14 protein-coding genes are annotated in these 20,243 nt (G+C 45.8%); 7 read left to right on the forward strand and 7 right to left on the reverse strand.

The genetic code is table 11. From position 1 onward, the window contains the following. Nucleotides 1-128: 128 nt before the first annotated feature. The 3 genes from QQ041_RS13770 to QQ041_RS13780 all read left to right on the forward strand — a co-directional run bounded on the left by QQ041_RS13770 (nt 129) and on the right by QQ041_RS13780 (nt 3,764). A complete protein-coding gene (locus QQ041_RS13770; protein WP_285954334.1) occupies nt 129-1,760 on the forward strand; it encodes a SulP family inorganic anion transporter in 1,632 nt (543 codons plus the stop codon). A 314-nt stretch (nt 1,761-2,074) separates the two neighbouring features. Continuing rightward, entirely contained in the window at nt 2,075-2,992 is a 918-nt protein-coding gene (locus QQ041_RS13775) for an ABC transporter ATP-binding protein (protein ID WP_146490628.1), read from the forward strand. Between the two features lies 1 nt (nt 2,993). Then, nucleotides 2,994-3,764, forward strand: coding sequence for an ABC transporter permease (locus QQ041_RS13780; protein ID WP_239833496.1), 771 nt, complete (start codon nt 2,994-2,996; stop codon nt 3,762-3,764). A 104-nt stretch (nt 3,765-3,868) separates the two neighbouring features. Here QQ041_RS13780 and panC read toward each other — a convergent pair whose 3' ends face one another. The 7 genes from panC to sfsA form a co-directional block, all read right to left on the reverse strand. Further along, a complete protein-coding gene (panC, locus tag QQ041_RS13785; protein ID WP_285954241.1) occupies nt 3,869-4,759 on the reverse strand; it encodes a pantoate--beta-alanine ligase in 891 nt (296 codons plus the stop codon). Between the two features lie 8 nt (nt 4,760-4,767). Continuing rightward, nucleotides 4,768-5,562 (reverse strand): 3-methyl-2-oxobutanoate hydroxymethyltransferase, encoded by a 795-nt coding sequence (panB, locus tag QQ041_RS13790; protein ID WP_285954242.1) that lies wholly within the window; start codon nt 5,560-5,562, stop codon nt 4,768-4,770. Between the two features lie 22 nt (nt 5,563-5,584). Beyond that, nucleotides 5,585-6,070, reverse strand: coding sequence for a 2-amino-4-hydroxy-6-hydroxymethyldihydropteridine diphosphokinase (folK, locus tag QQ041_RS13795; RefSeq protein ID WP_004735459.1), 486 nt, complete (start codon nt 6,068-6,070; stop codon nt 5,585-5,587). Next, nucleotides 6,067-7,422: a polynucleotide adenylyltransferase PcnB gene (pcnB, locus tag QQ041_RS13800; RefSeq protein WP_017059432.1), complete on the reverse strand. Its 1,356-nt coding sequence runs from the start codon at nt 7,420-7,422 to the stop codon at nt 6,067-6,069. The genes folK and pcnB overlap by 4 nt, the downstream gene beginning before the upstream one ends. A gap of 183 nt (nt 7,423-7,605) precedes the next feature. Next, nucleotides 7,606-8,481, reverse strand: a complete 876-nt coding sequence (gene gluQRS / locus QQ041_RS13805) for a tRNA glutamyl-Q(34) synthetase GluQRS (protein WP_285954243.1) — start codon at nt 8,479-8,481, stop codon at nt 7,606-7,608. 179 nt (nt 8,482-8,660) lie between these two features. After that, nucleotides 8,661-9,107: an RNA polymerase-binding protein DksA gene (gene dksA / locus QQ041_RS13810; protein ID WP_004738189.1), complete on the reverse strand. Its 447-nt coding sequence runs from the start codon at nt 9,105-9,107 to the stop codon at nt 8,661-8,663. A 135-nt stretch (nt 9,108-9,242) separates the two neighbouring features. Continuing rightward, complete coding sequence (gene sfsA / locus QQ041_RS13815; RefSeq protein WP_285954244.1) at nt 9,243-9,968, reverse strand: DNA/RNA nuclease SfsA; 726 nt, start codon at nt 9,966-9,968, stop codon at nt 9,243-9,245. Nucleotides 9,969-10,062: 94 nt separating this feature from the next. Between sfsA and hrpB the strand changes: the two genes are divergently transcribed. The 4 genes from hrpB (at nt 10,063) to acnB (ending at nt 20,130) form a co-directional block, all read left to right on the forward strand. After that, entirely contained in the window at nt 10,063-12,501 is a 2,439-nt protein-coding gene (gene hrpB / locus QQ041_RS13820; protein ID WP_285954335.1) for an ATP-dependent helicase HrpB, read from the forward strand. After that, the gene (gene mrcB, locus QQ041_RS13825) at nt 12,498-14,897 is read left to right on the forward strand and encodes a penicillin-binding protein 1B (RefSeq protein ID WP_146490635.1); all 2,400 of its coding nucleotides are present in this window, start codon (nt 12,498-12,500) and stop codon (nt 14,895-14,897) included. Before hrpB ends, mrcB begins: the two co-directional genes overlap by 4 nt. Before the next feature lie 38 nt (nt 14,898-14,935). Continuing rightward, nucleotides 14,936-17,269, forward strand: coding sequence for a patatin-like phospholipase family protein (locus tag QQ041_RS13830; protein WP_285954245.1), 2,334 nt, complete (start codon nt 14,936-14,938; stop codon nt 17,267-17,269). 272 nt (nt 17,270-17,541) lie between these two features. Beyond that, nucleotides 17,542-20,130 carry a bifunctional aconitate hydratase 2/2-methylisocitrate dehydratase gene (gene acnB, locus QQ041_RS13835; RefSeq protein ID WP_146490637.1) on the forward strand — a complete coding sequence of 863 codons (2,589 nt, stop codon included), beginning with the start codon at nt 17,542-17,544 and terminating at the stop codon, nt 20,128-20,130. Nucleotides 20,131-20,243 lie beyond the last annotated feature (113 nt).

Consider the following 20,243-nt stretch of genomic DNA (forward strand, 5'->3'; position numbering starts at 1 on the left):
AATGTGATTGAATTAACACTTTCTGAACACTTGATACATTTGTTAAAGTGATAAGGTTTGTCATTTCATCATCAGGAAGGTGTGTTTTGTTTGGAAGTCGTTTTACGGATATCAATCTCAAAGGGGATATGTTTGGCGGTGTCACTACAGCCATCATCTCGTTGCCTTTAGCATTGGCATTTGGTGTTGCTTCTGGCGCGGGCGCGGAAGCTGGCCTTTGGGGCGCCATCATGGTTGGCCTATTTGCGGCATTGTTTGGTGGCTCGAGCAGCCTGATCTCTGAGCCGACCGGCCCGATGACGGTGATCATGACAACAGTCATGACCAGCATGGTGGCCAAGTATCCTGAAACCGGAATGGCAATGACCTTTACCGTGGTAATGATGGCTGGTGCTTTTCAGATATTACTCGGTACATTAAAGCTCGGAAAATACGTTACTTTGATGCCATATAGCGTGATCTCCGGGTTTATGTCGGGCATCGGCGTTATTCTAATTATTCTGCAGTTGTCCCCTTTATTAGGACATGCTGCACCTTCCGGTGGTGTGATGGGCACGCTCTCTGCGCTTCCAGATACACTAGCAAACCTAAAAGTGAGCGAACTGTTTTTAGGGGCATTGACGCTCGGTATTCTTTTCGGTTTTCCAGCTAAGTACCGTAAGTATGTGCCTGCTCAACTGGTCGCTTTGGTTGCAGTGACGCTCTTGTCAGTCATTATTTTTGATACTGACTCTATTCGCCGTATTGGTGAAATTCCAGCCGGTTTGCCTTCTCTCGTTATCCCTACGATCAACGCTGAGCAGTTTACTACCATGGTTATTGATGCCTTAGTACTGGGTACTCTTGGCTGTATTGATACGCTTCTGACCGCGGTTATCGGAGATTCACTGACTCGTAAAGAGCATGACTCAGACAAAGAACTTCGTGGCCAAGGTATTGCGAATATGATTTCTGGCTTGTTCGGCGCTTTGCCGGGCGCGGGCGCTACTATGGGGACGGTCACCAATATCCAAGTAGGTGCTCGTTCTCCACTATCAGGTGTTGTTCGTGCATTAGTTCTGGCGTTGGTGGTATTGGTCGCGGGTGGCTTAACCGAACCTATTCCTATGGCGGTGTTGGCAGGTATCGCCATGTATGTGGGCTTCAACATTCTCGATTGGAGCTTTATTCAGCGTGCGCACAAGGTGAGTTATGCGGGCATGGGCGTTATGTATGGCGTAATGTTGCTAACCGTATTCGTTGACCTGATTATTGCTGTTGGGCTGGGTGTCTTTATCTCGAATATTCTGATTATTGAAAGATTGAGCCGAGAGCAAGCCAGACAAGTTAAGGCGATCAGTGATGGAGATGATGAAGATGATATTCCACTCACTGATAGTGAACGTCAGCTGCTCGATAGCGCGAATGGTAAAGTTCTGTTCTTCTATCTTTCTGGCCCAATGATCTTCAGTGTTTCTAAGGCTATTTCTCGCCAGCACTCGAGTATCTCTGACTATGAAGCGATGATTCTAGATTTAACGGACGTTCCGATGATTGATGTAACCGTTGGTCTAGCGCTGGAGAATGCCATTAAGGATGCTCTAGATGCGCAATGTGAGGTGTATTTGTTGTGTCCAAACGAGAATACGCGTCAGCAGCTTGAGAAGTTCCATGTGATTGACTTGGTTCCTGAGTCCAATACTTACCGATTCAGATACGAAGCGCTGACGGCTGCAACCAGTTATGTTGAGAGAGACGAGCACCAATTTGAGTCCGTCTAAGTTTCATTGATGAACTGATTTGATTAATCAGTCCTTCATTTAGTTCTGATAAAAATGCCGTTAAGCGAATGACTTGGCGGCATTTTTTTATTTATAGAACATATTAATTGTCTTTAGTTAGCTTAGAACTTCCACTGTTTTAAAAAGAAAGCATTAATCGATATTTGTATTCATCGTTAATCAACGATAAACTTGTTTGCAAAATGGCCGAGTAAACAAGTTTGGGTTAGTTTTCTGCTAGCCGTTTTAAGCATTACTCTCTCCTCAAGCTCGGTCGTCGACATCTTATCTATAGCAAATGGCAGTCTATCTCTATGTATGCATTAGAAATTGAGCAATTAAGAAAAACTTATGCTGGGGGCTTCGAGGCTCTTAAGGGCGTTAGTTTACAAGTAGAAAAAGGCGACTTTTACGCACTACTTGGTCCAAATGGTGCGGGTAAATCAACCACAATTGGTGTTATCTCTTCACTGGTAAATAAAACTTCAGGCAAGGTTAAAGTGTTCGGTTACGACATTGATACCGATCTGGAGTTGGCGAAGCAGAACCTAGGCCTTGTGCCTCAAGAGTTCAACTTTAACCCGTTCGAAACCGTTGAACAGATCGTGTTGCAACAGGCGGGCTATTATGGCGTGCCAAAAGCATTGGCGAAAGAGCGAGCGAAAAAGTACCTATCTCAACTCGATTTGTGGGAAAAACGTGGTGAACGTGCGCGTAACTTGTCTGGTGGTATGAAGCGTCGTTTGATGATTGCGCGTGCATTGATGCATGAACCGCATTTGTTGATCCTTGATGAACCAACTGCGGGTGTCGATATTGAACTGCGTCGTTCAATGTGGGAATTCCTAAAAGAGATCAATGAGAAGCAGGGCATTACCATTATCTTGACCACGCACTATCTAGAAGAAGCAGAAATGCTGTGTCGTAACATTGGCATCATCAATCGCGGTGAGTTGATTGAGAATACAACCATGAAAGCGCTGCTGGGCAAGTTGAGTGCTGAGACCTTTATTCTGGATCTGGAAGAGGGCGCGACAGAACCTAAGCTTGAAGGTGTGAATAGCCAAGTCATGCTTAATGGCTCGCTAGAAATCGAAATCGATAAGAACCTAGGTTTGAATACCATCTTTGCTCAATTGAGCGAGCAACAGGTTAAAGTCCTTTCTATGCGTAACAAAGCAAACCGTCTAGAAGAATTATTTGTGAGTATTGTCCGTGAGGGGAGTAAGTAATATGTACAGCCTATATTGGACAGCTTTCTGCAGTTTGTTGACCAAAGAGATCAATCGCTTTACTCGTATCTGGGTGCAAACGTTGGTTCCACCTGCGATTACCATGACGCTTTATTTCATTATCTTCGGTAATCTTATCGGTGCACGTATTGGTGAAATGAACGGCTTTAGCTACATGGAATACATTGTTCCTGGCCTGATCATGATGTCGGTGATCACCAATTCATATTCCAACGTTGCTTCTTCATTCTTTAGTGCTAAGTTCCAAAAGAACATTGAAGAGTTGCTTGTGGCACCTGTTCCTAATTACGTGATTATCGCTGGCTTCGTAATGGGGGGTGTGGTTCGTGGATTGTTAGTGGGTACCATAGTAACGTTTGTATCTTTGTTCTTTGTCGACCTACAAGTTGACCATTGGGGCGTGATCATTGCGACGGTATTTTTAACTTCAGTTGTGTTCGCTCTGGGTGGTTTGATTAACGCGGTGTTCGCACGCACGTTTGATGATATCTCGATCATTCCGACCTTCATCCTGACGCCGCTGACCTATCTTGGTGGTGTGTTCTACTCAATTAGCCTGTTGCCTGAGTTCTGGCAAGGTGTATCGAAGTTGAATCCTATCGTGTACATGGTTAACGCGTTCAGATATGGCTTCTTGGGTGTGTCTGATGTGGGTATTGTGACGTCGTTTGGTGTGTTGGGTGTGTTTATCGTAGCGTTGTATGGTATTGCACACTACCTAGTGACTAAGGGTATCGGCTTACGTAGCTAATACGTAATTATCCAGGATTTATTAATGCTCCTGAATCGCAGGCAAAGAAAAAGGTCGATATATAATCGACCTTTTTTATGTTTTGCGTTAGGAGCAGAAACTGATTATTCAGTTACTTCTTCTTTCACTTCTTCTTTGGTTTCCGTGACCAAATCTAAAACTTGGTTGTCGATAAGGCGAGTCTTACCTAGGAAAGCCGACATTAGAATCACAGCTTGAGTTGATTCTGGAGTGATCGCTTGCAGCGTTTTCGCATCACAAATGAATATCTCATCTGGTTCAAGATCGGCAGCGCGTAGCTGGTCGGTTGCATCTTCAATCACTGATGCGTAGTCATCGCGACCACCACGAATAGCACTGCTGATCCAGCGCATAGTGCGCGCTAGAACTGGCGCTCGTTGGCGCTCGTCAATCGTTAGGTTGCTATTGCGAGAGCTCATTGCTAAGCCATCCATTTCACGAACAGTCGCAACGCCCACAACTTTAATGTCTAACGCTAAGTCAGTGGTCATCTGGCGAATAACAGCAAGCTGCTGGAAGTCTTTTTTGCCGAAGCATGCAAAATCTGGCTGAACAATGTTAAACAGCTTGGTGACAATCGTCGCTACGCCACGGAAGTGACCTGGACGAGACGCACCTTCAAGCATGTGAGATATGCCTGGGACCTCAACAAACGTTTGTTTGTCTAATCCCTCTGGGTACATCACATCTGGCGTGGGTGTAAATACTAGCTCAACGCCTTCGCCTGTCAGTTTGCTTAAATCTGCTTCTAACGTTCGAGGGTAGTTGTTTAGGTCGTCGGCACGGTCAAACTGCATTGGGTTTACAAAGATACTTACCACAACAATGTCTGCCAGTTCACGAGCTTTCTTTACTAGAGTTAGGTGGCCTTCATGCAGGTTTCCCATTGTCGGTACAAAAGCAACCGTACGTCCATCACGCTTAAACTGTTTAATCTGCTCACGAAGAGCTGCTATTTCAGCAAAAGTTTGCATACTTACTCCTAAGCGATTGTATGAGCTTCATCAGGGAAGCGTGCGCTCTCTACTTCTTCTTTGTATAGAGCTACTGCCTTACGCATATCACCTGTTTCTGCTAGGAAATTCTTAGAGAACTTCGGCATGTAGTTCGCAGAAATACCGAACATGTCATGCATAACCAAGATCTGACCATCGGTAACATTGCCTGCGCCGATACCGATTACTGGCACGTGACAAGCTTCTGTAATTCGTTTTGCCAATGAAGCGGGTACACATTCAAGTAGAACGATTTGAGCACCTGCGTTTTGTAGCGCTAGTGCGTCAGCAACCATTTTATCTGCTTGATCGTCGTCGCGACCTTGAACCTTGTAACCACCAAAGATGTTCACAGATTGAGGCGTTAAGCCTAAGTGTGCACATACTGGCACCGCACGTTCTGTTAGCATCTTCACAGTATCAACCAACCAGCTTCCGCCTTCGATTTTTACCATGTTCGCGCCAGCGCGCATCAAGGTAGCTGCGCTCTCACAAGCTTGCTCTGGTGTTGCGTAGCTCATGAAAGGCATGTCAGCCATAAGAAGACAGTTTGGGCTACCAGCACGCACTGAGCGAGTATGATAAGCAATCTCTTCAACGGTTACTGGTAATGTATCGTTATGGCCTTGTAAAACCATACCCAGTGAATCACCGACAAGCAGTACAGGCATCTCTTGGCTTTCGAATAATTGAGCAAAGCTCGCATCATAAGCTGTCGACGTCGCGAATTTACGGCCTTCACGTTTGCATTTGATCAGGTCGTTAATGGTTACTTTTTTCATTGGTTTTCCTTAATGCGCTTGGCTATTGTTGCCAAACATTGAGCCCGTTCTTATCTACTATTTTCAGTAGTTCTGTCAGCTCAGTCCCATCAGGGAGTTGTAAACTTGGTGCGATTTCAGCAAGCGGATAGAGTACGAACTCTCGTTCTTTCATTCCATAATGAGGAACGATTAAGCGCTCTGAATCGATCACCTCATTGCCGTATAACACAATGTCGAGATCCAAGGTTCTTGGACCCCAACGTTCGTCTTTACGGACGCGCCCTTGCTCTAACTCGATCTTTTGAGTGCAATCAAGTAGTTCAATTGGCGTTAATTCGGTCTGGATAGCGACTACCGCGTTGATGTAGTCCGGTTGATTTTGCGGCCCCATTGGAGTGCTACTATATAGCTGAGAGGTCGCAATAAACGTTGATCGCGGTAGGCTTTTTAGCGTTTCGATAGCCAAATTTGCTTGGCTAACTGGGTCGGCAAGGTTGCTGCCGACCGCAATGTAAGCAGTTATCATTCGGATTGCTTACTCTTTTTGTTTCGGTAAGTCTTACGGCGACGATGGCCTGACTTTGATGGTGCTGCAACGTCGTTAGCCATTGCTTGACGCATGTTGCGACCTGCAGTCTGATAACGCTCCCACCATTTTGCTAACTCTTTGGTTTCGCCACCTTCAATCTCACCACGCATTTCTAGGAAATCGTAGCCTGCACGGAACTTGTTGAGCTCCATAAGGCGAACAGCGCGTTTACCGTTGCGACGAGGCAGTCGAAGTTGCAGTTGCCAAACTTCGCGAATGGTTGCGGTGTGACGACGAGGAATAGCAATAGACTTTACTTGCTGATCTAGAATGATGTTACTCGCTTCCATGATCGCATCGTAGTGTGCCATACCCTGTTCAGCGACAAGTTTGTCTGCCAGCTTGTTCATTGGGTACCAAAGCATCGCTGCGAACATGAATGCTGGGTTTACTCGCTTACCATCTTCGATGCGAAGGTCGGTTGAATCGAGAACCAAATCAAGCATCTGCTCAGTGTGAGAGTCGTAATCTTCTGTGAAGTGCTCAGCTACCGCTGGGAACATCTGTTGGAATAGATTGTACTCGCGCATCAGGTGGTAGGTTTCTAAACCGTGACCTGATTGCAGCAATTTCAGAGACTCTTCGTAAAGGCGCGCTGCAGGGATATCTCTTAGGAGGTGAGCTAACTCTTCAATTGGGTCAGCTGTGTCTTCTTCAATATCGAAATCCAGTTTAGCGGCGAAGCGCATTGCACGTAGCATACGTACTGGGTCTTCGCGGTAACGTGTTTCTGGATCACCAATCAGGCGGATCAGTTTATCTTCTAAATCTTCTACACCACCCGCGTAATCGTGGATGCTGTAGTCTGCAATGTTGTAGTACATCGCGTTGATTGTGAAATCACGGCGTTCTGCATCTTCATCAACACTGCCGTACACGTTATCGCGCAGTAGCATGCCTTCTTTAGATTGTGCAGACACGTTTTTCGATGGTTCTTGGTGGTGACCACGGAAAGTTGCCACTTCAATGATGTCGCGTCCAAACATGATATGTGCCAAGCGGAAACGGCGACCGATAAGGCGACAGTTTCTGAAGAGGTGTTTGATTTGCTCTGGCGTTGCGTTGGTCGCAATATCAAAATCTTTTGGCTGAGAGCCTAATAAGATATCGCGCACACCACCACCGACTAGAAATGCGTCAAAACCCGCACCATTCAGGCGATATAGCACTTTTAGTGCGTTGTCGCTGATCTGCTTGCGTGAAATATTGTGCTCTTGACGAGTATAAATATTCAGAGCTAATTCGTGGAATCCGCGTTGTTCGCTTGGGGTATTGTCATTTGTATTCATTAGTTTAGAACAAAGTAGGTATCGCCAACTTTGTTTTTCTCTTAGTCCAAAGTGGTAGTGCAGAGTTTAATTGCGGCTAATAATAGCCTAGCGCGAGCCATTTGAGAACATCGTCTGCTTAACCACAGTGGTTGGTTATGGCATTTTTATGTGTCGTTTTTGCTATTTGCCGTGAGTTTCGAGCTAATTACAGTGCTCTTTTTGTAAACTATCAGGTAACTGACTGACGTTCCATTGCTGGCTGCCCCACAATAAAATCTCATCCATTGAAGCCTCACAAAGGGCTGTCGGGATATCAAAACCTAAGAATCGCATCGCGTTGAGTAACGTTGGTTTTGGATTGTCGATATCTATCGCGGTGGCATGGTTCTGTTTTGACAGTTTATTCCCCAAGCCATCGGTTGCCAATGTTAAGTGCAGGTAGCTGACTGTTTTTTGCTTGAGCGTCTTGTACAAACTGATTTGTCGACCTGTTGGCTCTATCAGGTCTGCGCCTCTTACTACTTCTGTTACTCCTTGTTCGATGTCATCCAGGACAACGGCCAAGTTATAGGCAAACAATCCATCTCTGCGTTTTATAATAAAATCTTCTTCAGCCAATGCTTTAGGGATTTGAATGGTGCCGTGGCGAACATCATCAAAGGACTCTACAGGAAAATCCATGCGCAAGCGCACCGCCTGTTCACCTGAATCGATTAAGCCTGCATCTCGACAGTGACCATTGTAAAAGCCACCCAAAGCCTTTATCTGCTTGCGGGTGCATTGGCAGTAGTAGGCTTGATTGTCAGCGACCCATTGATCGATTTGAGCTTGATACAAGCCATGACGCTGGCTTTGATAGACGACTTCACCATCCCAAAATAGGTGGTAAGCCTCAAGTGTCTTAAGAATGAGGTCTGCAGCGCCGGCCATTTCTCGTGGAGGATCTAGGTCTTCCATACGAACTAACCATTTTCCTTGGTTAGATTTCGCTTGAAAGTAGCTACCAAGAGCAGCAACAAGTGAGCCAAAATGAAGAGGACCTGACGGTGATGGTGCAAAGCGCCCGATATAATTCATGAGTGAACAACCTAATCTAAATGGTACCGCAGTAGCCGATTCTTAAGACGTTTAACAAGAGCTTTAATGCGTAGAACTAAGGCTTAAAGCTGCTATTTACTATCAAGCGTGTGAAATACTTCGCTTGGATAACAAACAAAAAAGGGAGCCAAGGCTCCCTTTCTTTACATCTGCAAGAATTAACCTTGCATCTGTTTCTCTTTGATCTCTGCAAGTGTTTTACAGTCAATACAAAGATCAGCAGTTGGACGAGCTTCAAGGCGACGAATGCCAATCTCGATACCGCAAGAATCACAGAAGCCGAAATCGTCTTCTTCGATCTTGTCTAATGTCTTCTCAATTTTTTTGATAAGACGACGCTCACGGTCACGGTTACGTAACTCTAGGCTGAATTCTTCTTCTTGAGAAGCACGGTCAACTGGGTCTGGGAAATTCGCTGCTTCGTCCTGCATGTGGTGCACAGTACGATCAACTTCTTCCCTGAGCTGGTTGCGCCAAGCTGCTAAAATTTTTGTAAAATGTTCCGTTTGCTCAGGTGACATGTACTCTTCACCTGGCTTCTCTTGGTACGGTTCAACACCTGCGATGGCTAGGATGCCTAGCGCTTTTTTCTTAGATTCTGGCATACAGCATCTCCTATTTACACCTAGTCAACTGCAAAGCAGCTAATTTTAAGGCGGGTATCTATAGCAGAAAGAACGAATGGTGGCAAATACTCTTATTCAAACTTGCAATCAATGTGATTAGTTCAGCATCTTTGCTTAGCTATTGATAAATTCAACAGCTTGTTTTAGTTGTATTTGAGTACTGCTGAGCTCTGCTTTATAGCAAAGCACTTCAACTCCACCGTCTTGTGCTTGTTTTAGTAATAACGAATATTTGGCGTCTATATGGTGTGCCGCAGACACTTTTTCAATACCTGAATGTAAAACAGTGAATAAAAGTACGGCTCTATTTCCAGATTCGACCATTTCTGTGAGTTCACGCAGATGTTTTTGGCCTCTGGTTGTGACCGCATCAGGGAAAAAGCCTTGCCCTTTAGTAGGGGTTTCTTGCTCGTCGAGCAAAGTGACGCTTTTTACTTCGATATAGCAAGGCGGCTTTTCGTTATCTTCAAGTAGAATATCAATGCGACTATTCTCACTGCCATATTTCACTTCGGTTCGTAACGCGTTATAACCTAAGAGTTCAACTATAGTCCCATTTTCAATTGCTTCCACTGCTAGCTGGTTTGCCCGCGCAGTATTTACACAAATACGATGACCTTTGTCTGTTTCTGAGATCTCCCAGCTGTTTGGGTACTTTCTTTTTGCATTATCAGATGTTGAGTACCAAACGGTGTTACCTGGGGTCGCACACCCTGTCATCGCTCCAGTGTTAGCACAGTGAATAGTACGCTCGCTGCCGTCAGGAAGTTTGATGTCAGTGAGAAAACGTTTATAGCGTTTGATAAGAGTCGCTGACTCTAATGGAGGATTGAAGTGCATATTACTTATTTAGACGAGTAGGTTTTTATGTACAATGTTGCCAACATTACACCACAAGGTTCTCCCATTGCCACAACTGCCCATAGAAGCTGTGATGCCAGATCTGCTCGCTGGCGTAGAAACACACACTCAACTTATTCTAAAGGCCGCTCCCGGTGCAGGTAAGTCAACATTCTTCCCTTTACAACTGGTTAAGAGCAATGCCGTTCAAGGCAAAATTATCATGCTTGAACCTAGGCGTTTGGCGGCAAGAAATATTGCGACTTACTTGGCGAGCCAATTGGGAGAGAAGGTCGGGGAGAGCATAGGTTTTAGAGTTCGTGGTGAATCTAAAACCAGCAGTGCAACTCGCTTGGAGATCGTTACCGAAGGGATCATGACAAGAATGATCCAAACCGACCCTGAACTGACCGGGGTGGATATGGTGATCTTCGATGAATTCCACGAACGCAGCATTCATGCCGATACCGCTTTGGCGTTTAGTCTAGAGATCCAAGAGGCGCTACGTGATGATCTGAAAGTGGTTGTGATGTCGGCAACCTTAGATCAACAAGCGCTGCAGTCTTTATTGCCGAATGCCAAATATGTTGAATCTCAAGGTCGTACTTTTCCGGTCGACTTCCGTTATCAACCTCTCAGTACTAATGAATATTTAGCCCCTAAAATGGCTAATGTAATTCGCTCTTTGATGGAGAAGGAATCCGGTTCGTTATTAGCATTTTTACCAGGAGTGTCTGCGATTAAGCAGGTGGAGTCGCAACTAGAACAACTCTCTAGCGATATCGATGTGTGTCCTTTGTATGGGCAACTCAGCTTTCCTCTACAGCAGAAAGCGATCGCGCCATCAGAGAAAGGGCGTCGAAAGGTGGTGTTAGCCACCAATATTGCTGAGACTTCTTTGACGATTGAAGGTATTCGACTGGTGGTCGATTCCGGGCTTGAACGTGTGGCGAAGTTCGATCTGAAAACTGGTATTACTAAGCTTGAGCAAGTGAAAATCTCGCAATCTTCAGCTGAGCAACGAGCGGGTCGTGCGGGACGAATTGAAGAGGGCTTGTGCGTTCGTTTGTACAGCGAAACGCAGCTGATGCAGCAACCTGCTGTACCTGAGCCTGAAATTCTACATTCAGATCTCTCTTCGCTGGTGGCTGAATTGACGCAGTGGGGCGCTGCAAATGCAGACGAGTTGCAATGGCTAGATATTCCGCCACAAGCTTCAGTGGAACAAGCCAAGCAACTGCTGCAAAGCCTTGAGCTATTAGATAGTAATGGCCAATTTACGGCGCTAGGTAAGCAGGCCCAGCGTTTAGGCCTTGAACCACGTATCGTCAGCATGCTGATAAAAGCGCAACAAGGCAGCCCAGCATTGCTGAATGCTGCGATTGTCGCCGCCGCTTTACTTGAAGAGCCTGAACGCAACGTCACTGATATTCAGCATTCGTTGCACCGGCTTAAACAAAGAAAGCATTCGAAAAACAGCGTGGTGATGCAGCGAGCGAAAAGTCTCGCCAACAAACTCAATCATCACGTAGATTTGTCACAACTTGACGAATCATTGTTACCATTAGTGCTTTGTTTTGCATTCCCTGACCGAATAGCTCAAGCGAGAAGCGCAACCGGTAGTGCTTTCCTACTTGCGAATGGTCACGGCGCTGAGGTGCGTGATGATGATCCACTGGCGAATAACGATTACATCGTGGTGATTGATTTGATACGCAGCACAGGACGAGCCAGTCAGATTTTCTTGGCAACCGCCGTTGATATTGCGCAGTTAGAAGAAGCGTTTCCAAATCTCTTTGCCTGTTCGGATTATGCGGATTGGGATGAAAAGCGTGGTCGCTTAGTTGCCGAGCAGCGAGTCTCTTTGGGTAAACTGATTATCAGCACCAAAGCGTTACCAGAGCCGAGTGCGAATCAGGCGAGCCAAGCGCTACTCAATTATATCGCTCGATGTGGGCTTGATCATTTACATTGGACGCCTGCCGCGAAGCAGCTAGTTGAGCGCGTACGTTGCGCTCAGCTTTGGATGCCAGAACATGATTGGCCTGCGATGGATAATGCTAGCTTAATTGAACATCTAGATACTTGGTTATCACCGTATTTGAATGGCATAAAGTCAGCGAAAGGGTTGTCGAATGTTTCCATTGAACAAGCACTATCGGCTTACCTTGGTTGGCCGTTGAATCAAGAAATCGATCAATGGTTACCAACTCACTACGTGATGCCTACAGGCAGTAAAAAGGCGATTCGATACCAATATCAATCGGAGCCTGTGATCTCGGTGCGAATGCAAGAAGTCTTTGGTGAACAAGACTCACCATTGATAGCGCAAGGTCGTAAAAAAGTCGTGCTTGAGTTACTTTCTCCAGCGCAGCGACCACTGCAAATCACTCAAGATTTAGCTGGCTTTTGGGCTGGCGCGTACAAAGAAGTACAAAAAGAGATGAAAGGCCGTTACCCAAAACATCCTTGGCCCGATGATCCTGCTAACCATGTAGCAACCACTAAAACCAAACGACAGTTGAACCGATGATGACCAAAATGTTAACGCCAAAAAAGGCACCACCTAAAAAAGCGCCAGCAAAGAAGTCACCAGCGACCAAAGCCAAGCCTCGAAAACCGAGAGCCGCCGCGAAGAAGACCAAACCAAGAGCCAAAAAAACGGGTAACCGAGGTTGGTTGAAGATCCTTTGGGGCATTGCGTGGAAAGCGGGCTTAGCCTTGGCTGCGCTACTGCTGTTCGTCGGTATCTACCTAGATTCGGTGGTCAAGCAGCGCTTTGAAGGCCAATTGTTTGATTTGCCGACCGTTGTTTATGCTCGTGTGTTGGATTTGTCTCCGGGTACTCCGGTGAGTTTGACACAGGTTAAGAATGAACTGGATGTGCTTAATTACCGTAAGGTGAATGCGCCTCGTCACCCGGGCGAATACTCCTCTTCTTCAACCAAGATTGAAATGATTCGTCGTCCGTTCGAGTTTGTCGATGGACCGGAAGCGGATCGTCATGTGATGCTGCATTTCAATGGTAACGAGTTGACTCGCATTCAATCGCTAGAGAAGAAAGGCGACATGGGCTACCTACGTGTTGAACCGAAAATGCTTGGTATGCTTGAGAAAAGTAACGATGAGCAGCGCCTGTTCTTAAAACGTAATCAATTCCCAGAAGTGATGGTTGATGCCTTATTAGCAACCGAAGACCGAAACTTCTATCAACATGACGGTGTGTCGCCACTGGCAATCGCTCGTGCAATGGTCGTTAACGTCAAAGCTGGGCGAACGGTACAGGGTGGTAGTACGCTGACACAACAGTTGGCAAAAAACCTGTTCTTGTCCAGTGAACGTACATTGTGGCGTAAGGTTCGTGAAGCTTACATTGCACTTATCTTGGACCATCGTTACAGCAAAGACCGTATCCTAGAGGCTTACTTAAATGAGGTTTACCTAGGGCAAAATGGTGGGCAAGCGATCCATGGCTTCGGTTTAGCGTCTCGCTTGTACTTCGGTCAGCCCATTCAAGAGCTCCGCATTGATCAACTAGCATTGTTGGTGGGTATGGTGAAAGGACCTTCGTATTACAATCCGGTTCGTTATCCTGAGCGTGCCAAGACTCGACGCGATTTGGTTCTTCGCTTATTGATGCAGCAAGACATATTAACTCCGCGACAATACGAAGAAGCGGCGAGTCGTGATTTGGATATTCAAGACAATCCACGTATTGCTAGCCGTCAGCCAGCTTACTTCCAACAAGTCAATATTGAGCTTAAGAAGTATGTCGGTGATCGATTTGAAGCGAAAAAAGGGATTCGAGTCTTCACCTCTCTGGATCCGGTTTCCCAAGACAAGTTAGAGAAGTCGATTGCACGCAAGGTGCCTGATTTATCGAAAACCGCAGGTAACAAACTGGAAGCAGCAGCTATTGCCGTAGATAGAAATACCGGTGAAATTCGAGCTATGGTTGGTGGTAAGCGTACTGGCTACGATGGCTTTAACCGTGCCTTGAACGCGAGTCGTCCTATTGGTTCTTTAGTTAAGCCTGCAATCTACTTAACCGCATTGGAACAACCTGATAAGTACACACTTGCGACAACATTGATGGATACGCCATTAAGCTTGAAAGGCAGCAAAGGAAGTGTGTGGAGCCCAAGAAACTTCGATCGTAAGTTCCGTGGAGATGTGCCCTTGTATGTGGCGCTTTCTAAGTCTTATAACGTACCTACGGTTCGCTTAGGTATGCAGTTAGGCATTGATAGCGTCTCCGATACGATTGGAAAACTGGGCGTCGATAAGAATGAAATTCGTCCAGTGCCATCGATGTTTTTGGGTTCGTTCTCACTGACTCCGTTCCAGGTGGCACAGATGTACCAAACCATCACCAACTCTGGCCGTATCGCACCTTTGTCTGCGCTTCGTTCGGTGGTTGATAATGATGGTGAGGTTCTGTATCAGTCGATTCCTCGTGTATCACAGAGCGTTGACCAGCAAGCGGCTTGGCTAACCACCTACGCGATGAAGCGTGGTGTGTCGGAAGGCACGGGGCGCTTCCTACAAGGTCAGTTTGCATGGGCTGGTTTAGCCGGTAAAACAGGCACCAGTAACGACAGCCGAGACAGTTGGTTTGTGGGTGTTGATGGCCGTGAAGTTACCACCATCTGGTTAGGGCGTGATGATAATAAGCCAACTAAACTAACGGGCTCCAGTGGCGCGTTACGTGTTTATGCCGATTATTTGAAACAGAGAACACCAGAGCAGTTAATATTGCCTTGGCCTAATGGAATTGCGACGGCAAGTTTTACTCGAACCGCTCAAGGGGCTTTAGAATTTGACTGTGATGGTGCCGTTAAATTGCCGGTTTGGGATGAAAGTGGAAAGATTAAAAAGAGCTGTGAAAGTCAACCAAAACAGTGGCTAAAGAAGCTTTTTCAGTGGTAAAGTCGTAACAGAAAAGAATGACAAGGATAGTGTAAAGAATGATTTCTCGTTGGATGGTGAGCGGCTTAGGCATTGTCGGTACTGTGATCAGTTTTCAGCTGTTTGCATCTACCGTGACACAGGTTGATCAACCTCAGCAGGCTGAACAAGCTCATAAAAGGCCAACCGTTGCTGTCGTTCTTGCTGGTGGTGGAGCCAAAGGTGCAGCTCACATTGGAGTGCTTAAAGCCCTAGAAGAAATGCAAATCCCGGTTGATTACATTACTGGTACTAGTATGGGCTCATACGTTGGTGGTCTTTATGCGACAGGGATGAGCGCTGACGAGATTGAGAGCTTTATTTATACAGTCGATTGGAATCGCGGTTATCGTGATCGTGTTAACCGTAGTGATCGCCGTGTACGTGACAAAGAATATGAAGACCGCTACCAACTGAACACTGACCTCGGTTTAGGTTGGGGCGAAATCAAAGCAAGTAAAGGGGTGGTGCAAGGTCAGAATATGTTGCGTATTCTGCGAGAGACCACAGGTAACCTATCTCCACTCGACTCTTTTGATCATCTTGCTATTCCATACCGTTCCGTCGCAACCGACATCATCGAACTTGAAGAGGTGGTCATCGACCATGGTCACCTTGTTGATGCCATGATGGCGAGTATGTCGGTACCCGGCGCGCTTCCCCCTTACTCTCTAGATGGTCGAATGCTGGTTGATGGCGGTGTCACCAATAATATGCCAGTCGACGTTGCCAGAGCGATGGGAGCGGACATTGTCATTGCGGTGGATATCAGTACCAATTACAAAGGCAAAGAAGACTTCACGAATTTTCTAGCGGCAGCTAACCAACTTTCTAATTATCTGGTCCAACGCAGCACTCAAGAGCAAGCTGAGACACTGACGGATGATGATGTTTTTTTACGCCCTGATGTTGGGCAAATGGAGACGACAGAATTCGATAAAATGCCGGGTGCCTACCAAGCCGGTTATGACGCAGCGATCCAGAACAGCTCTGAGCTTTCTAAGCTGTCACTCTCTAACGCAGACTATCAGAAGTATATCGATCATAAGCAGCAAGCTCGAAAGCAGCTGAAACATGGCGATAAGACTGTCGTCGATAGGGTCGTTATCAACAATAATACTCATTACACCGATAAGCTGATTGAGAACCGCTTGAACCTCGATTCTGGTGAGATTCTGAAGACCAGTGAAATTGAATCAAAAGTGCAAGATCTGTATGCCTTAGACCGATTTGAGTTGATCACCTATGAGTTCGAAAATGTCGATGGCGAAGATCAACTTCAGGTCGATGTGAACGAAAAATCTTGGGGGCCTAATTACCTCAATTTCCGTTTTTTCCTTGAAGATGACTTTTCAACAGAGAGCCAGTATTCGCTTGGTGTATCTGCTAATTTTACCGATATCAACTCACACGGTGCAGAACTAAGAACCAACGTTGAGATGGGTACAGATAAGCGTATAGAGGCTGAACTTTTTTCCCCATTCTTCTCAAGTCAAAAGCTATTCACGTCGGCATCTCTTGCTTATAGTAATCAACAAAGAAATTTACCCGTTGATATTGATGAGATCGAAGAGCCTACATTGGATGTAACTCAAAACTACTTTCCCATGTCTTATAAAGAGTATGTGGGTGAGTTAGCATTAGGTTATCAACCCACTTTGTGGCAAGAACTTAAATTTGGTGCTCGCTATACCGATGGTGATGTGGAGGTATCTTCGCTGCCTTATCTTGGTAATGGCGGGTACACTCGTATTGGCGGCTTCATTAGCTATCGACTCGATACATTAGATAACTTTGGTTTGCCGACCGAAGGTTATTTTGTCGATTTGGAGTACCTTGTCTCTCATGATGATTTTGAGAATGATTCGTCTATCGAAAATTCGGAATTAATCTCGGAGAGCGATACCGTCTATGAGTTTTCGGCTAATTTCATGGCGGCACAAAGTATTGAGAAGCATACTTTAGTCGCAAAGCTTGATTACGGTATCGTAGAAAGCAAAAACTCGGTTTTTCCTATCGATCCCAAAGAGCTCGGTGGTTTCCTAAACCTATCTGGTATTCCTAGGAATAGTATGATCGGTCAGAACTTAGCTTATACGAGTCTTATTTACCGCTATAAGTGGTTTGAAAATGACTTTGGTCTCTTTGAGTCACCATTCTATGTGGGTGCTTCCATTGAACATGGTGGTGTTTGGTCAAACAATGATTTAAGACTTGATGAAGCACCAATGTTCACCGCGGGCTCCGTTTTTGCGGGTGTCGATTCACCAATAGGACCGATCATTTTGGCTTATGGCCGAACCGAAGATAACTATGATTCGGTGTATTTGATTGTAGGTACTTCCTACAAATAATCATGCGTAGAGCTGCCATTTTACTGCGTAATTAGGCAAAAATAGTGGGACTTTCGTCTTAACTTGCTATGTTGGTCAAAATGATAAGATTTTAATTTAACGTTAAATTTGCTATTCTACCGCCCACAGTTTGGCCTCTATGACGCCGCTCATCAATACAAATTGAATGACAAAAATGGCAATGGAGAGCCAAGTTTCCAAGGATGTTCACTTCTTTATTTTACTAACAATTATGAAGGGAAGAAGTGAACCGCAATGAGAGGAAAAAAGTCGTGCTTGAAGCCTACCGTAAACACGTCGAAGAACGTGCTGCCGAAGGAGTTGTTCCAAAACCACTAGATGCTGAGCAGGTAGCTGGCCTAGTTGAACTTCTGAAGAATCCACCTCAAGGTGAAGAAGAAATCATTCTTGACCTACTAGAAAATCGCATTCCACCGGGTGTAGATGAAGCTGCTTACGTAAAAGCTGGCTTCCTTACGGCTATCACTAAAGGTGAAGTAGCTTCTCCACTAGTAAGTAAAGCAAAAGCTGCAGAATTGCTTGGTACTATGCAAGGCGGTTACAACATCGAATCTCTAGTATCTCTACTAGACGATGCTGAGCTTGCACCTATCGCTGTTAAAGCTCTGTCTCATACTCTACTGATGTTCGACGCGTTCTACGACGTAGAAGAGAAAGCGAAAGCAGGCAATGCTTCAGCGCAACAAGTACTTCAATCTTGGGCTGATGCCGAATGGTTTACAGCTAAAGATAAAGTAGCGGACAAGATCACCGTTAAAGTATTTAAAGTCACTGGTGAAACTAACACCGATGACCTATCTCCAGCACCTGATGCTTGGTCACGTCCTGATATCCCAGTACACGCGAAAGCGATGCTGAAGATGGAACGTGATGGCATTACTCCTGATGAACAGGGTAGCGTTGGTCCAATCAATCAAATTGAAGAAATGCAAAAAGATGGCATTCCACTGGCTTACGTTGGTGATGTTGTTGGTACTGGTTCTTCACGTAAATCGGCAACAAACTCAGTACTTTGGTTCATGGGGGAAGACATCCCATTCGTACCAAACAAGCGTACTGGCGGTGTTTGTCTTGGTGGTAAAATTGCACCGATCTTCTACAACACAATGGAAGACTCAGGCGCACTACCCATTGAACTGAACGTACAAGACATGAACATGGGCGATATCATTGATATCTACCCGTACGAAGGTGTTGTTCACAAGAACGGTTCTGTGATTTCAAACTTTGAGCTAAGCAAAGTACTTCTCGATGAAGTGCGTGCTGGTGGCCGTATTCCACTGATCATCGGTCGTGGTCTAACGGGTCGCGCTCGTGACGCTCTAGGTCTAGAAGAAACCGATCTGTTTGCTAAACCAATCGACCCATCTGCATCTGATAAAGGCTACACGTTAGCTCAGAAGATGGTTGGTAAAGCGTGTGGCGTTGAAGGTGTGCGTGCTGGTCAGTACTGTGAACCTAAAATGACGACAGTCGGTTCTCAAGATACGACTGGTCCTATGACTCGTGATGAGCTTAAAGATCTGGCGTGTCTTGGTTTCTCTGCAGACCTAGTCATGCAGTCTTTCTGTCACACATCGGCATACCCGAAGCCGGTTGACGTAAACACGCACCACACGCTGCCTGATTTCATCATGAACCGTGCCGGTGTTTCACTACGCCCAGGTGATGGTGTTATCCACTCATGGCTAAACCGTATGCTTCTTCCTGATACTGTAGGTACAGGTGGTGACTCGCATACTCGTTTCCCTCTAGGTATTTCATTCCCTGCGGGCTCAGGCTTAGTAGCATTTGCTGCGGCAACGGGTGTAATGCCTCTTGATATGCCTGAATCTATCTTGGTTCGTTTTAAAGGCGAAATGCAGCCGGGTATCACGCTACGTGACCTAGTACATGCCATTCCTCTTTACGGTATCAAGCAAGGTCTACTAACGGTAGAAAAAGCAGGTAAGATCAACGAATTCTCTGGTCGTGTACTAGAAATTGAAGGTGTTGAACACCTATCTGTTGAGCAAGCGTTTGAGCTTTCTGATGCATCTGCTGAGCGTTCGGCAGCTGGCTGTACAGTGAAGCTTTCTGAAGAGTCTATCTCTGAATACCTGAACTCTAATATCGTTATGCTTAAGTGGATGATCGCTGAAGGCTACGGTGATGTTCGTACGATTGAGCGCCGTATCACGGCAATGGAAGAGTGGTTAGCGACCCCTGAATTGCTATCTGCTGACTCAGATGCTGAATACGCTCACGTTATCGAGATTGACCTTGCTGACATCGATCAGCCAATCCTATGTGCACCAAACGATCCAGATGATGCACGTCTTCTATCTGACGTTCAAGGTACTGAGATTCAAGAAGTGTTCATCGGCTCTTGTATGACGAACATCGGTCACTTCCGTGCTGCAGGTAAAATGCTTGAAGAGTTCAACGGCTCGCTAAGCACTCGTCTCTGGGTGGCTCCGCCAACTAAGATGGATAAAGACCAACTAACAGAAGAAGGCTACTACGGTATCTTCGGTCGTGCTGGGGTTCGAATCGAAACTCCGGGTTGTTCACTATGTATGGGTAACCAAGCGCGTGTTGCAGACAAGTCGACAGTAATGTCTACCTCTACTCGTAACTTCCCGAACCGTTTGGGTACTGGCGCGAATGTTTATCTAGCGTCTGCTGAGCTTTCTGCGGTAGGTGCGATTCTTGGTCGTATTCCAACGAAAGAAGAGTACCTAGAGTACGCTGATAAGATCAATGCAACGGCTGCAGATACATACCGTTACCTGAACTTCCATAAAATGGGTCAGTACACGGAAAAAGCAGATACGGTTATCTTCCAAGAGCCGGCTTAATCGCTGACTGGTTAAATAACTGATTAAACGCCTTCTATTCGTAGAAGGCGTTTTTTTATGTCTGAATGCTGGACGACGAGCGACTCGATCTCTTGATGACTTCGCTATATACT

It is taken from the genome of Vibrio sp. TMPB1044, assembly GCF_030442075.1.
Lineage (GTDB): Bacteria > Pseudomonadota > Gammaproteobacteria > Enterobacterales > Vibrionaceae > Vibrio > Vibrio satsumensis.